8 protein-coding genes and 1 tRNA gene are annotated in these 15,383 nt (G+C 73.0%); 7 read left to right on the top strand and 2 right to left on the bottom strand.

The window, feature by feature from the left end; genetic code table 11:
* Nucleotides 1-2 precede the first annotated feature (2 nt).
* Nucleotides 3-2,114 carry a M13 family metallopeptidase gene (locus F8O02_RS00975; protein WP_158035315.1) on the bottom strand — a complete coding sequence of 704 codons (2,112 nt, stop codon included), beginning with the start codon at nt 2,112-2,114 and terminating at the stop codon, nt 3-5.
* Nucleotides 2,115-2,191: 77 nt separating this feature from the next.
* Between F8O02_RS00975 and F8O02_RS00970 the strand changes: the two genes are divergently transcribed.
* Entirely contained in the window at nt 2,192-2,728 is a 537-nt protein-coding gene (locus F8O02_RS00970; RefSeq protein ID WP_158035314.1) for a YbhB/YbcL family Raf kinase inhibitor-like protein, read from the top strand.
* Between the two features lie 4 nt (nt 2,729-2,732).
* Complete coding sequence (locus F8O02_RS00965) at nt 2,733-4,139, top strand: MATE family efflux transporter (protein ID WP_225734045.1); 1,407 nt, start codon at nt 2,733-2,735, stop codon at nt 4,137-4,139.
* A gap of 155 nt (nt 4,140-4,294) precedes the next feature.
* Here F8O02_RS00965 and nucS read toward each other — a convergent pair whose 3' ends face one another.
* Nucleotides 4,295-4,990: an endonuclease NucS gene (gene nucS / locus F8O02_RS00960; protein ID WP_158035313.1), complete on the bottom strand. Its 696-nt coding sequence runs from the start codon at nt 4,988-4,990 to the stop codon at nt 4,295-4,297.
* Between the two features lie 258 nt (nt 4,991-5,248).
* Between nucS and F8O02_RS00955 the strand changes: the two genes are divergently transcribed.
* The 5 genes from F8O02_RS00955 (at nt 5,249) to F8O02_RS00935 (ending at nt 15,321) form a co-directional block, all read left to right on the top strand.
* A complete protein-coding gene (locus tag F8O02_RS00955) occupies nt 5,249-6,619 on the top strand; it encodes an LCP family protein (protein WP_158035312.1) in 1,371 nt (456 codons plus the stop codon).
* A gap of 65 nt (nt 6,620-6,684) precedes the next feature.
* Nucleotides 6,685-6,775, top strand: a tRNA-Ser gene (locus F8O02_RS00950).
* 230 nt (nt 6,776-7,005) lie between these two features.
* On the top strand, nt 7,006-8,193 hold the full coding sequence (locus tag F8O02_RS09080) for a PP2C family protein-serine/threonine phosphatase (protein WP_225734044.1): 1,188 nt from the start codon (nt 7,006-7,008) through the stop codon (nt 8,191-8,193).
* Nucleotides 8,194-8,306: 113 nt separating this feature from the next.
* Complete coding sequence (locus F8O02_RS00940) at nt 8,307-9,425, top strand: serine/threonine-protein kinase (RefSeq protein WP_158035311.1); 1,119 nt, start codon at nt 8,307-8,309, stop codon at nt 9,423-9,425.
* A 25-nt stretch (nt 9,426-9,450) separates the two neighbouring features.
* Complete coding sequence (locus F8O02_RS00935) at nt 9,451-15,321, top strand: Ig-like domain-containing protein (RefSeq protein ID WP_158035310.1); 5,871 nt, start codon at nt 9,451-9,453, stop codon at nt 15,319-15,321.
* Nucleotides 15,322-15,383: the final 62 nt, after the last annotated feature.

Genomic DNA, 15,383 nt, shown 5'->3' with positions numbered 1-15,383 from the left:
ACTCACCAGATGCGCACGCGCTCCTCGGGGGCGAGCCACAGCCGGTCGCCCGGGGTGGTGCCGAACACCGTGTGGAAGACGTCCAGATCGCGCACCACCTGATTGGCGCGCAGGTCATTGGGCGCGTGCGGGTCGATCGTCAGCAGCCGCACCGCCTCGGCCTCGCGGCGCTTCTCGGCCCAGATGTGCGCCCAGGCGAGGAAGAACCGCTCGGGACCGGTGAGCCCGTCGATGACCGGTGCGGCCGCGGCGACCGCGGCGACGACGTCCGCCGCCCGCTCGGGGTCGGCGCTGCCGGCGGGGTCGACGCCGAGTGAGATCGCGTACGCCTGCCACGCGATCGACAGCCCGGAGAGATCGGCGATGTTCTCGCCCAGGGTCAGCCGGCCGTTGACCCGGTGCCCCGGGGCGTCGAGCGGCTCGAGCGCGCTGTACTGGGCGACGAGCGCCGCGGTGAGCCGGTCGAAGGCGGCCCGGTCGGCGTCCGTCCACCAGTCGTGCAGCCGGCCCTCGCCGTCGTACTTCGACCCCTGGTCGTCGAAGCCGTGGCTGATCTCGTGCCCGATCACCGCGCCGATGCCCCCGTAGTTCGCCGCGTCGTCGGCGCCAGCGTCGAAGAACGGCGGCTGCAGGATCGCCGCGGGGAACACGATCTCGTTGAATCCCGGGTTGTAGTAGGCGTTGACCGTCTGCGGGGTCATGAACCACTCGTCGCGGTCGATCGGCCGGCCGATCTTGCCGAGCTCGCGGGCCTGCTCGAAGCGGCCGATCGCCCGCACGTTCCCCAGCAGGTCGTCGCGCGAGATCTCGAGCGCCGAGTAGTCGCGCCACCGCACCGGGTAGCCGATCTTCGGGGTGAACCGGTCGAGCTTCGCCAGCGCGAGCCGGCGCGTGTCCTCCCCGAGCCACGCGAGCGACCGGATCGACCCGCGGTAGGCCGCGATGAGGTTGGCGACCAGCTCGTCCATGCGCCGCTTCGCCTCGGGTGGGAAGTGCCGGGCGACGTAGGCGCGGCCGACCGCCTCGCCGAGCCCGCCCTCCACGAGCGAGACGCCGCGCTTCCACCGCGGCCGCTGCTGCGGGGTGCCGCTGAGCACGCGGCCGTGGAAGTCGAAGCTCGCCGCCACGAACGCCTGCGACAGGTACGGTGCCGCGGCGCGGATCACGTTCGCCGCCAGCCACGACCGCCAGGCGGGCAGGCGATCCTCGGTCAGCAGCGCGGCGAGCCCCGAGATCGCCGAGGGCTGGGCGACGACCACCTCGGCGAGCACGCGCGACGCGACGCCCGCGGCGGCCAGGTAGGCATCCCAGTCGATCCCCGGGGTGAGCTCGCGCAGCTGGTCGAGCGTGCGCAGGTTGTAGGTGCGCTCGATCTCGCGGCTGGCGACGACGTCCCAGTGCGCCCGGGCGATCTCCGTCTCCAGCGCGAGCACGGCGGCGGCCCGCTCGGCGGGGGACGCGCCGGTGCCGTCCGCCTCGCCGGTCACCCCGGCCAGCTCGAACAGTGTGGTGAGGAACCCGACGTAGCGCTCGCGGACCGGCGCGAACTGCTCCTCGCGGTAGTACGACTCGTCGGGCAGGCCGATGCCGCCCTGCAGCAGGAACGGCACGTAGCGGTCCGGGCTGCCGGGATCGTTGTCCACGTACAGGCCGAAGAACCCGCTCGCCCCGCGCTCCTCCGCGCGGCCGACCGCGACCACGAGCTCGGGGATCGTGCGCGGCGCCAGCGCGGCGGCCACGTCCTCGGCGATGGGGGTCGCGCCGAGCCGCTCGGCGCGACCCTCGTCCATGAAGCTCGCGTACAGGTCGCCGATGCGGTCGGCGTCCGGATCGGCGGGGGCGTCCGGGTCTGCTGGCGCGCGCAGCCCCGCGTCCTCCTCGACGATCTCGCGGATCGCCCGCTCGGCCTCCTCGGCCAGCAGCAGGAACGCGCCGTAACGGGAGCGGTCCTCGGGGATCTCCGTGCGCGCCAGCCAGCGGCCGTCGACGTGGCGGTAGAGATCGTCCTGCGGTCGAACCGCGGGATCGAGGTCGGCGACGGGGATGCCGGAGGCGAGCGGCTGCTCGCGCGCGGCGTCGAATGCGGCGGGATCGGTTGCGTGGGAATCGGCCATGCCGACAGCCTAGCCGCGCCCGCCGACGCGGCCGGGACGCCCTCGACCGAGTCGGCGGCGCCGCCTACCATGAGGGTATGAGCACCACACCGCACGCCTGTGATCCGTACGCCGCGCTGCCGCAGCTGCCCGCGTTCATCCTCACCAGCGACGACATCGTCGACGGCCGGCGGCTCTCGCCCGCCCAGGTCGGGGTGCGCGTCGGCGGTGAGGGGCGCTCCCCGCAGCTGAGCTGGTCGGGGTTCCCGGCCGGCACCGAGAGCTTCGCGGTGACCGTCTTCGACCCCGACGCGCCGACCGCCAGCGGCTTCTGGCACTGGGCCGTGTGTGACATCCCCGCCGCCGTCACCTCGCTGCCCGCCGGCGCCGGAAACGCGGACGGCCCGGGGCTGCCCGCCGGGGCGCAGGCGCTCGTCAACGACTCGCTGAGCCGCGACTTCCTCGGCGCCGCCCCGCCGGTCGGCCACCACGAGCACCGCTACATGGTCGTGGTCCACGCGGTGGACGTGCCGAGCCTCGGCCTGCCGGCGAACGCGACGCCGGCGAACCTCGGTTTCCTGCTCTTCCAGCACGCCATCGCTCGCGCGCGCCTGGTCGGCACGTACCAGCGCTGACCCGGTGCCCGCGGCTCACCCGGCCCGGCTCGACCGCGCCGAGCGGCGGCGGCTCAACCGCGAGGTCACCCGGCTCGCGGTGCCCTCGCTCGTCGCGCTCGTCGCCGAGCCGCTGTTCCTGACCGTCGACGCGGCCCTGGTCGGGCACCTCGGCGCCGTCCCCCTGGCCGGACTCGGCGTCGCCAGCACGGTGCTGCAGACGTTCATCGGGCTGATGATCTTCCTCGCGTACGCGACCACCCCGCTCGTGGCCCTCGAGCTCGGGCGCGGCCGCCCCCGCGCGGCGCTCGCCGCCGGGGTCGACGGGCTGTGGCTGGCCGCGGGCATCGGCGTCGTGGTCGCCGCCGTCGGCTGGCTCGTCGCCCGTCCGCTCGTCGGCTGGCTCGCGTCGGATCCCACGGTGGCCGCCCAGGCTGACGCGTACCTGCGCGTCTCGCTCGTCGGCGCCCCCGCCATGCTCGTCGTGCTCGCCGCGACCGGCGCGTTGCGCGGGCTGCAGGACACCCGCCTGCCGATGCTCGTCATGGTCGCCGGGTTCGGCGTGAACATCGCGCTCAACGCCCTGTTCCTGTATGGGCTGCACACCGGCATCGCGGGCTCCGCGCTCGGCACGGTCATCGCGCAGACGGCGATGGCGGCCGTCCTCGTCGCCGTGCTCGTGACGCGGGCCCGGCGGGCGGGCGCGCCGCTGCGTCCCCGGCTGGCCGGCGTCGGCCGGGCCGCGCGGGACGGCGGCTGGCTGTTCCTGCGCACGCTCGCGCTGCGCGTCGGGCTGCTCGCCTCGGTGTGGCTGGCCGGACGTTTCGGAGCCGTCGAGCTCGCCGGCTACCAGGTGCTGTTCACCCTGTTCACGATGGTCGGGATGCTCTTCGACGCGCTGGCCGTCGCCGCCCAGGCGCTCATCGGCCGCGACCTCGGCCGCGGCGACGTCGCGCACGTGCAGGCCGTGCGCCGCAGGCTGGAGCGCATCGGGGTCGTGATCGGCGTGCTCGCGGGCGTGGCCCTCGCCGCGGGCGCACCGTGGCTCGGCCGCGTGTTCACCAGCGACCCCGTCCTGTTGCAGGAGCTGCCCGCCGGGCTGCTCGCGGTCGCCGCGGGGATGCCGCTGGCCGGCTTCGTCTTCGTGCTCGACGGCGTGCTCATGGGCGTGCGGGACTCGCGCTACCTCGCGATGGCGAGCCTGCTGAATCTGGTGACGATCGCCCCCTGGAGCTGGCTGGTGGTCGCCGTGGCGGTGCCGGCGGGGCCCCCGGCGTGGGCGGCGCTCGTGATCGCCTGGGCGGGGTTCGGGCTCGTCATCATGGGCACCCGCGGGCTCACGCTGGGGCTGCGGGTGCGTCGCGGGGACGCCTGGGTCGCCCACGCCCTCGACGGCGTCGCGTCCGACGCGGCGGGACCATCGGGCCGGTGAGGCCGCCGAGGCGACGGATCGCGCGGGAGCATCCCGCCCGGCGGAGCCGGGCAACGGTCCAGCCTCCGCCGGAGAGCAGCGATCTCCCGGGCGGGGAACGTCCCACCGGACCGCGTCGCGGGTGACGTGATCACGAGCCGGGGCGAGGTCCGTCGCTAGAAGAGCCGCTCGTCGGCGTCGTCGACGCCGCGCATCGCCTCGTAGTCGAGCACGAGGCAGCGGATGCCGCGATCCTCGGCCAGCGTGCGCGCCTGCGGCCTGATCTCCTGCGCGGCGAACACGCCGTGCACCGGGGCGAGCAGGGGGTCGCGGTTGAGCAGCTCCAGGTACCGGGTGAGCTGCTCGACGCCGTCGATGTCGCCGCGGCGCTTCAGCTCGACGGCGATGTGGTCGCCGTTGCCGTCGCGGGCCATGATGTCCACCGGGCCGATCGCGGTGGCGTACTCGCGGCGCACGAGCCGGCAGTCCGGGCCGAGCAGCTCGATCTGGTCGGCGAGCAGCTCCTGCAGGTGGGCCTCCACGCCGTCCTTGACGAGCCCCGAGTCGTCGCCGAGCTCGCGGGCCATCTCGTCGACGATCTCGTGGATCGAGATGACCAGGGTGTCCGGAGTCTTCCGGCTGCGCACCCGCCACAGCTCGGTCACGCCGGCGGCGCGCTGGTCGTCGTCCGGCTCGGCCACGGTCAGCGAGCAGGGTGGCATCATCCAGTTGAGCGGCTTGTAGGAGCCGCCGTCGGCGTGCACGAGCACCGACCCGTCGGCCTTGAGCATGATCAGACGGGTGCCGAGGGGCAGATGGGCGGTGAGTCGGCCGGTGTAGTCGACCGTGCAGCGGGCGATGACGAGACGCACATCGGGGATTGTAGCCGGGGAGTCGGCGGGGCGCTGGCCAGGATCGCGCCAGCGGGCCGGGGACAGCCACGACTCGCCATGCTCTGGCGCTCTCGTGGTCGTCCGCGATGCGGGTAGCGCGTTCGTGATCGGCGCCTCCGCTGTCCGTGTCCCGGTGGTGCGCGGCTCGGCTGCGCACCACCGCGGCACGACCGCACAGGCGCACGTTGTAGAGTGAGATCTCCGAGCCGTCCAGCGCCCGGCGACCGTCCTGTCGCCATGGCTGATGTCGAAGGGGGCATGATGCCGCAGTCGCGCCGTGAGCGACGTGAGGCCGAGCGACGCGCGCAGGCCGCGCGAGCGCGCGCCCGTTCCGTCGGCGGGTCGCGTCTGACCGCGGTCGCCCGGCATGGCGCGCTCGGCTCGCCCGGCGGCGGGCCGAAGGGGCTGCTGAAGTGGGTGGCGCTCGTGATGGCGATGGTGATCGTCGGCGGCGTCTCCCTGGCTGGCATGCTCGTGTGGTCGGTCAAGAAGGACATCGACTACTTCACCTTCCCCGACGAGGACGGCCAGGAGCAGATCGCCTCGGTGGACGGGGCCGTCAACTTCCTGCTCATCGGGTCGGACACCCGCAAGGATCAGGGCGACGGGTTCACGGCGTCGGACAAGGACACCGACCTCGCCGACGTGATCATGCTGCTGCACATCTCCGCCGATCACAGGACGGCCATGGCGGTGAGCTTCCCGCGCGACACCATGGTGTCGATGCCCAGCTGCCCGAAGACCGACGGCAGCGGCGGCTCCTACCCGGCCCAGTCGCGCGTCCAGATCAACTCGACGATCACCTATGGCGGGCCGAGCTGCACCGCGTTGACGGTCGAGAAGCTCACCGGCGTCGACATCGGGTTCGTCGGCAAGATCGACTTCAAGGGCGTCATCGAGATGTCGAACGCGATCGGCGGTGTGCCCGTGTGCGTCACGAAGGACATCGACGACGACGACTCCGGCCTGCACCTCACCGCTGGCGAGCACACCATCCAGGGCTCGGACGCCCTGGCCTTCCTGCGCAACCGGCACGGCGTCGGCGACGGCAGCGACCTCGGTCGCATCAGCTCCCAGCAGGTCTATCTCTCGTCGCTCGTGCGGAAGATCAAGTCGGAGGGCACGCTGACGAACCCCGTGCGGCTGTACGACCTCGCCTCCGCCGCCGCACGGAACATGCAGTTCTCCTCGAACCTCGAGGACACCGGCACTCTGGTTTCCCTCGGCGCCACTGCCGCGGGCATCGAGCTGTCGGACGTCTCGTTCGTGCAGGCCCCGGTCAAGGAGGATTCGATCGATCCCAACCGGGTCGTGCTCGACCAGACGCTCGCCCAGCCTCTCTTCCAGGCGATCGCCTCGGGCGAGGGCGTGCGCCTGAACGACAACACCGAGACCGGTGTGGGCTCCACCACGGTCGGCGAGGCTGAGGAGGACGGCACGACCGCGTCCCCGGAGGCCTCGGCGAGCGCGTCCGCGGCGCCGTCCGCGTCGACGTCGGCCGGGGCGAGCGCCTCGCCCTCCGCCTCGGACGGGGTGACCGTGCTGCCCGAGGGGATCGTCGGGCAGACAGCCCGCGACGAGACCTGCGCGGTCGCGAATGGCGGCTGAGCCGTCGGCGTGGCGGCGGGTGCGCATCCGCTATAGTGGCATGGTGCCTCCGTGCGGGGCGCCTTGGAGACGTCGCATAGTCTGGTCGAGTGCACCACCCTGCTAAGGTGGAGTCCCGGGTTTCCGGGACCGAGGGTTCAAATCCCTCCGTCTCCGCAGAGGATCGATGGCCTCGCTTCCACGTGCCCACGCGGAAGCGGGGCCATCGTCGTCCCGGTGTCATCCCTCGGCGCCCACGTCCTGCCCGCACTCCTCGCGGATGACGTGGTCGAGGGCGCCGGTGCCCGCGGCGCTGTCGGCGGGACGGATCGCTGCCCCCGGCGAGCGCGTCCGATCGGCCGGGCAGGATAGTCTGGGTGCGGATTCCGCAGGGGGAGAGGGCGATCGTGACATCCGGAGAGACCACTGACGTGCGGGTCGCCGCGGCGCTGGCGACCGATGTCGGCCTGAAGCGACGGCTCAACGAGGACAGCGGCGTGGCCGAGTTCCCGGTCTTCGCCGTCGCCGACGGCATGGGCGGCCATGACTCCGGCGAGATTGCCAGCGCGATCGTGGTCGAGGAGCTGCGGACGCTGGTCGGACCCGTGCCGGCGCGCGCCGACCGGGTGGCGGCCGCCCTCGACCGAGCGCAGCGCCGGGTGGCCGAGCTCGGCGCCGCGCGCCCGCACGGCGCCGGGTCGACCGTGTCCGGCGTCGCCCTGGTCGAGGCGGACGGCGCACCGCACTGGCTCGTGTTCAACGTGGGCGACTCGCGCGTGTACCGGTCGCGCGGCGGGTCGCTCGTCCAGTGGACGCGGGACCACTCGCTGCTGCAGCAGTGGCTTGACCAGGGGGCGATCACGCCTGAGCAGGCCGCGGTGAGCCGGCGGGGCAACGAGATCACCAGGGCCGTCGGGTCCGAGGACTCCGTGCCCGACTACTTCCTCGCCCCCGTCGTCAACGGCGAGCGACTGCTGGTGTGCACCGACGGGCTGCACGGGCTGGTCGGCCCGGAGGCGCTGCGGGCCTCGCTCGTGATGGGCGGCACCCCGCACAGCACCTCCGCCGCGCTCGTCGAGCGGGCGCTGGACGCCGGCGGCCGGGACAACGTGACCGTCATCGTCGTGGACGTCGTCGCCGGCGGGGCGCCGTCGGATCCCGGGGATGCCTCGTGGAGTCTGTCATCGGCCGCCGTGGGCGTCGAGGCGGAGTCCGCGCCGATCGCCGCACCGGTCGCCGGTGCGGCCGGACGGCCCATGGCGGCGTCGGGGGACGCCCCGGACGAGACCGCCTTCGTCCCCCTGCGCCGGCGTCGACGGGTGGATGACGACACCCACGTCGTCCAGCGGGCCCCTGGCGAGGCGGAGGCCGGGTGCGAGGAGACGGAGACGACCCGGGCCGACGAGGCGACCAGGCTCCTCCACGGTCGGGGCGGCCGAGGACGACATGCCTCGCCCGCCGGCCGGGAGCCGGCCGTGGACGTCGCCGACGAGGCGACCCGGCTCGTCTCCCGCGGGCGTCGGCGAGCCGACCAGGAGCCCACGGAGGACACGGTGCCGATCGCCGTCGTGCGGGGACGGACGCGCGAACGCTGAGCGCGTCACACGCCGTTCACGCGGCTGTGGCATGCTGGGTGCTTTAGAATGCTCACAGCCGTGTCTCGCCGACGTATGCGGGCCGGCGGTCAGAGCTGTCGGGAGGGGGGGCCATGGCCAGGCGACTGCCGTCGACGCCGCCGACGCTGCCGGGCTTCACCCCCGTGCGGCCCCTGGGCACCGGCGGGTTCGCCGACGTGTTCCTCTACGAGCAGGACATGCCCCGTCGCCCCGTGGCGGTGAAGGTGCTGCTCGCCGACGTGGTCGACGACGACGTCGTGCGCATGTTCAACGCCGAGGCCGACATCATGGCCCGGCTCAGCTCGCATCCCTCGATCCTCACCGTCCACCAGGCGAGCATCGCGCCGGACGGTCGGCCGTATCTCGTCATGGAGTACTGCCCCACGGGCGTCTCGCCCGCCTACCGCGACCAGATCCTGCCGCTGCAGACGGTGCTCGACATCGGCGTGCGCGTGGGGTGCGCACTCGAGACCGTGCATCGTGCCGGCGTGCTGCACCGTGACATCAAGCCCTCGAACATCCTCTTCACCTCCTTCGGCACGCCCGTGCTGGCCGACTTCGGCATCGCCACCTCGCTCTCCGGCCGGCACGCCACCGACCTGTTCGCCATGTCGGTGCCCTGGAGCGCCCCCGAGGTGGTCGGCGAGCGCACCCAGGGCACCGTCGCCACGGAGGTCTACTCGCTCGGCGCCACGATCTACACGCTGCTCGATGGGCACTCCCCGTTCGAGATCCCCGGGTCGGGGCGCAACGGCACGGCCGAGCTCAAGCGGCGCATCCTCCGCGGGCGCGTCACGCCGGCGCGGCGCGAGGACGTCCCGCCCCAGCTGACGCAGACGCTGCTGCGCGCGATGTCCGTCGACCCGCAGTCGAGGCAGCCGACCGCGCTCGACCTCGCCCGGCAGCTCCAGGGCGTCCAGGCGCAGCTCGGGCTGCCCGCCACGCCGCTCGAGGTCGCCTCGTCCGACTGGGCCGGGGCCGGCGCGGTGCTCGGCTTCGACGACGCCCGGCTGCGGGGGCCGATGCGGGCGCAGGTGCCGGTCGCGTCATCCCGCCGGCGGCAGGGCATGAGCGTGCAGCAGCTGGCCACCGAGGCCGAGGTCGCGGAGTCCGACGCCCCGCGGCACGGCGGACGTTGGCTGTGGGCTGCGGCGACGGCGGCGCTCGTGGCGCTCGCGATCATCGTGACGCTGGTGGTGGTGCGCGCATGAGGACGGCAGGGGAGGTGGACTGCTGATGCGGCTGCGGGGGGATGATCTGGCCGGGCTGCTGCACCGGCGCTGGATGCGGTGGGCTGCGGTGGGGCTCGTCGCGGTGCTCGCACTGACGGGCATCCTCGTGTGGCGCGGCGTGCCGACGCAGCAGACCGAGCTGGAGCAGACGTCGGTCTGGTCGATCAACAGCCGCGGTCCGCTCTACGGGCGGGTCGACACGGACATCACCGAGCTCGCCCAGGTCCACTCCGGCGACCCGAGCGCATTCCGCATCAGCACCGTGCTCCAGGACGGCTCGTCGGTCGTGCTGCTCAGCGACCAGCAGCGGATGAAGGTCGTCGACCCGGGCGATCCGCAGGATGTCGAGGACGCCAAGGACGCGACCTCCGCGCCGCTGGACGCGGACGCGGTCGTCCCCTCCGGCCCGTATGTCGCCTTCCTCAACCGGCGCACCGGCGCGCTCGGCGCGATCGCCGTGTCGGATCTCGCCGCGGGCGGCTCCCCGACCGCGATCAACGAGCGCGACGGTGACGTGACGGAGCGGTTCGTCGCCGCGGCGGTGACCGCGCAGGGCGTGCTGTACGGGCTGAGCGACCGCGGTGAGATCGTCACCTGGGACGTCGCGCAGGGCGAGCAGCGCTCGCGGAAGGGCACCGACGCCCCCACGGACGGCGACAGCGACGACCTGACGGTGTTCGGCGACCACTGGGCGCTGCTGCAGCACGGCGGCGACACGTCGACGCTGTGGGTCGACGGGCAGCGGACGGAGGTCTCGCTGGATGCGAACGCCCGGCTGGCCCGCGCCGACGCCGACGCCGACGAGCTCGCGGTCGCCGACGGCTCCGGGCTCCACCTGGTCGACGCGAGGGGCGCCGAGACCGGGTCGGTGGACGCGACCGGCACCGCCGCGGCGCCGGTGTGGCGTGACGGCTGCCTGCACGCGGCCTGGGGCGCCTCCGGGGCGATGTCCGTCTCCGACTGCGGCGGCGACGCGCAGTCGCTCGAGTTCCCCTCCGCCTCGGCGGTCTCCGGCTCGAGCCCCATCTTCCGGGTCAACGGTGATGGATTCGTGCTCAACGACGGCGCCTCGGGGCTCGTCTGGGAGCTCGACGGCGACACCTGGCGACTGGTGCCGTCGTCGACGAGCTGGCAGCGCGAGGACGACCAGCGGGAGACGACCGACACCAAGCAGGACCAGAACGCGAAGCAGAACGAGTGCCCGACCCCGGCGATCGGGGCGAGCGCCGAGTTCGGCGTGCGCCCGGGGCAGCTCGCCACGGTGCCGGTGCTCGTCGGCGCGCTCGACCCGAACCCGCAGGACACGATCACGATCGTGTCGAGCGCGGACAGCCCAAAGTGGTCCTCCGGCGGTTTCGGCACGCTCGCCGCGGTCAACGACGACCAGGCGGTGTCGCTCCAGCCGGACGTCTCCAGCGGGTCCGGCACGATCTCCTACGTCATCACCGACGGCTCCGACTGCCGGGTGACCGGCGAGGCGCAGGTCTCGGTGCATCCCGAGGACGTCAACGCGGCCCCCGAGTACCGTGCGGTCAACGACCGGTCGCTGGCCGACCTGCAGGTCGCCCCGGGCGGCTCGCTCCGGTTCAACGGGCTTGACGGCTGGGTCGACCCCGACGGCGACCCGCTCTACGTCACCGGGGCGACGGCCACCGCGGGGACGGCGGCGGCGACCCCGCAGGGCATGGTCGCCTACAAGGCCGACGAGGACCAGGCCGCCGGCCGGGTCACCGTCACCGTCGAGGTCTCCGACGGCCGCGGGGGCACCACGAGGCGGGACATCGGCATCACGGTGACCGACTCGCCCCTGTTGAAGGCGCGGTCGTTCGCGCGCACGGTCACCGTCGGCTCCTCGCCCGCGATTGACCTGAGCGAGTACATCAGCGGCGTCGCCGGCGGCGGGGTGGAGAACACCCGCGTCGACCTGGCCCGGGCCACTGTCGACGGCGATCTGCAGTCGCGCATCGCGGTGCGGCCGAGCATCGACTCGCTGTCGGTGAGCGTCACCCCCGTCGAGGCCGGGGTCTATCCGATCACCTACGAGGTGCGCTCCGGGGCCAGCACGGCGACCGGCACCCTGCTCGTGACGGCCACCGCCGATGACACCCGGCTGAGCACCCCGCCGATCACGGTGTTCCTGCGGCCGGACGAGGACGTGACCGTCGATCCGCTCGCCCCGGTGAGCAACCCGAGCGGATCGGTGCTGATGGTCGGCGACGGGCAGGAGTACCAGCTGGACGACTCCCGCTCCTCGCTCAGCGCGTCCGCCGTCGGCGGCAGCGAGCTGCGCGTCACCGGGCGCACGCCGGACGGCTCGCCCGGCCGCATCGGCACGTTCACCTACGCGGTCACGGACGGGTCGCAGACGGTCACCGGGCTGGCGACCGTGTTTCAGATCGACGACGCGGTCTCGGCGAAGCCGGTCGCGGTCGCCGACCAGGTGACCGTGCGCGCCGGGGGCCAGGTCGACATCCCCGTGCTCGACAACGATGTGGCGCCCGCCGGGGGCACGCTTATGCTCGACCCGCGGCAGACGACCGACGACCTGCCCGGCCTCGCGTTCCCCTCCGGCTCGTCGCTGCGCTACCTCGCGACGACCGAGCCGGGCAGCTACACGCTCACGTATCGCACCTACGTCTCCGGGCATCCCGGGCAGGGCTCGCTCGGCCGGGTCACCGTGCGCGTCACCGCCGACGACGGCAACCAGGCGCCGGAGGCGACGAACATCGACGCCCGCGTGCAAGCGCACAGCAGCACGATGATCTCCGTGCCCGGCTACGGCGTCGACCCGGACGGCGATGACGTGAGCGTCGTCTCTGTCACCCAGCCGGACGCGAACGGTTCGGCGCAGGTGCTCTCCGACGGGCGCATCGAGGTCGCGAGCACCGCCGACGGCGGACCGATCTCCTTCGACTACACCGTCGCCGACGCCCGCGGGGCGACCTCCACCGCCACCGTGCGCGTGGGGGTGATCACGGACGCGACGCTCGCCCCGGTCGCGTACAACGACTACGTCGAGGCGACGCCGGGCGCCGAGTCCGTCGCCGTCGACCCGACGCTCAATGACACCCGGGTGGGCGACGAGAGCCTCGAGGTCGAGTCCGTCGACCAGGTCGTCTCGAGCCTCGCGGCCGACGGCGCCGCGGGCACGCCGGCGGACGTGGACGGGAACACGGTCACGCTGCACCCCTCGGCCGCGGTCGGCAGGACGGTCTACCAGTACGCGGTGCGCAGCGCCGGCGGCAGCACCGCCGTGGGCAGCATCGTGCTCAACGTCACGAACGACGCCCTGCCGCAGTACCCGCAGCTGGTCGACACGCAGATCGGCGCGGACGACATCGACGGCGACGACTACAGCGCCGACGTCGTCTCGGACAGGCTCATCTGGTCGGGGTTGGGGAAGGTCGACGTCGCGCTGTGGGGCGACCAGGACGGCGTCTCCCTCGACGGCGACACCGTCAGCGGGACGCTCGGCGACAGCCGGCGGATCATCCCGATCTCCGCGACGGCCGAGGACGCGCAGGGCCAGACCGACCCGCCGCGCACCTGGGCGTTCGTGCGCGTGCCGAAGAAGGACACGATCCGGCCGCAGCTGAAGGACCCGGCGAAGACCTATGAGGTGCACGAGAACGAGTCGGTGACGGTCGATCTCGCCGACGAGATCGGCCAGCTGAGCGGGCGCACCCTGCAGGTGAACGCGGCGAAGGCCTCCGGCTCCCGCCCCGAGGCCTCCTGCACGGTGAGCGGCACCAGCGTCACCTACGCCGCCGGCGGCGACTCGACGAGCGAGCGAGACAGCTGCGGCGTCGAGGTGCAGTGGGCCGGTGACGACGGCACGAGGTCGACGGTGTCACTGCCGATGCGCATCGTCCTGGACGATCCGCCGCCGGTGATCCGCTCGGCCCAGATCGCCGTGGTCGACCCGGCCGAGACCGGCGAGGCGAACCTCGCCGACAGCGTCGACTGGACGGGCGACAAGGGCACGCTCGGCTACGAGTGCGGCCAGGCCACCGGCGCAAAGGGTGTCACGGTCGCCTGTTCCGGCGGGCAGGTCAGCATCATGGTCGCCCCGGACGCGCAGCAGGGCTCGGTGGCCTCGTTCGACGTGCGGATCACCTCCCCGTCGTTCACCCCGGTGCCGCAGGCGCGGATGACGGTGCAGGTCGGCATGCTGGCGCCCGCGACGCTCGACCCGGCCGGGCTCTCGCTCGGGCTCTCGGAGGGCTCCGGCTCCGGATCGGTCGACGCGCTCGGCCCCAACGGCTCGGTCTCGAGGTACACGCCGGTGAAGCTCACCGAGGTGAGCTTCTCGGACGCGGGCGTGAGCGGGTCCGTGAACGGCTCGAGCATCCAGGTGCAGGTCGCCCAGGGCACCCAGGGCGGGGTCAAGTCGGGCACCTACACGCTCGAGGACGCCCAGGGCAACACCGGCCACGGCCGCATCGAGGTCGACTACCGGGCGCTGCCGAACAAGCCGGCACGGGTCGCCCTCTCGTCGGTCGGCGACGGCACGGTGACCTTAGCCATCGAGCAGAGCGAGACGCTGAGCTCCCCGGCGGTCACGGGCTTCCACGTCACGTGGGAGGGTGGCTCACAGGACTGCGGCCTGGGCGCCTGCACGATCTCGGGGCTGAAGAACTTCGACCACAAGACCTTCGTCGTCGCCGCGGTCAACGACGTCGGCCAGTCTCGCGACACGGTCTCGGTCGAGGGATGGGCGTACCGGAAGCCGGGCGGGGCGCCGCGGCTGGACTGGAGGCCCTCGGCGGCCGGGGAGGTCACGGTCACCGTGACGAATCCGGACACCGACGGCGTCTCCGGGATCGTCCTCGACGGACCCGGCGGCGCAAGGACGCTTGCGGCCTCCGGTGGCGAGGAGGCGTTCGACGTGGCCGGCGGCTCCTCCGCACAGATCACCGCGACCTCGACCGGGCAGGAGAAGCCCGCCGTCGACAATGTGAGCGCCCGCGACACGGCGGTGTCGCAGGTCACGGTCGAGGGCGTCGAGGCCCCGGTGATCTCCGAGGTGAGCGCGCAGGCCAGCGGGTCGGACGCGGTCACCGGGTCGGCGACCATCACCGCCAGGGGAGGTGACGTCCGATACGGGTGGGCGCTCGATGGCGAGGCGTGCTCCGCGGCGGAGACCCTCGTCGACGGATCGGTCACCGTGACGAGGCAGGCGGCGTCCAACATCGGGCACACCCTCACCCTGTGCGCCGCGGCCGGTCTGCCCGACGGCCAGACACCCGAGTGGGCGCAGGGCGTTTCGAGTCCGAGTCCATCAGTCACCCCCATCGCGTTCCCGGGCGATGACGGCGGGGTTGCCTACCACATCGACCCCTCGACCGGATCGGTCTCGCTGACCGGAGGCTCGCATGAGGATTTCACCGCCGAGCTCGTGACCGGCTCCGGCCCGACGCGGGGCTCTCACGAGGTGAGCTACCGGTGGAGGTTCACGGACGGGACGGTGGACCAGACGACTCATCAGGCCGGCCCCTCGGGCACTCCAGCGTACGTGCCCGAGGTCGGGTCGGGCTGGAACGCCACGGAGGTCACCCATGCCTTCGCGGACTCGAACGCCTGGGCGTACACGCTTCCCACCCTGTCGGTCGAGGCGGACTCCGACGACTACGAGACCTCGATCAGATACTGTGCCGATGGCACTGAGGCCTGCCATGACGTGCCCTCGGGGCAGAGCTCGGTCAGCCTCCCCGATGCGGACGAGAGGTACACGTTCACCTGGACGGTCCGCTTCACCGGTGACCTCGCGGGGCTTCCGGATCGGACGTTCACGAAGACCGTGATCACGCAGAAGCATGCAGAGACCCCCGAGACGCCGGAGTCCACTCCGGGCACGACCACCTCCGGCGGGTGAGCCTCGCCGCGGCGGCCGCACCCCGCCGCCTGACGAGCACGACCATCATCGAACAGGAGAGA

Origin of the sequence: Pseudoclavibacter caeni (genome assembly GCF_008831125.1) — a bacterium.
Taxonomy (GTDB): domain Bacteria; phylum Actinomycetota; class Actinomycetes; order Actinomycetales; family Microbacteriaceae; genus Pseudoclavibacter_A; species Pseudoclavibacter_A caeni.
Note: the sequence above shows the minus strand (reverse complement) of the source record. Positions and strands in the feature narration are given on the sequence as shown.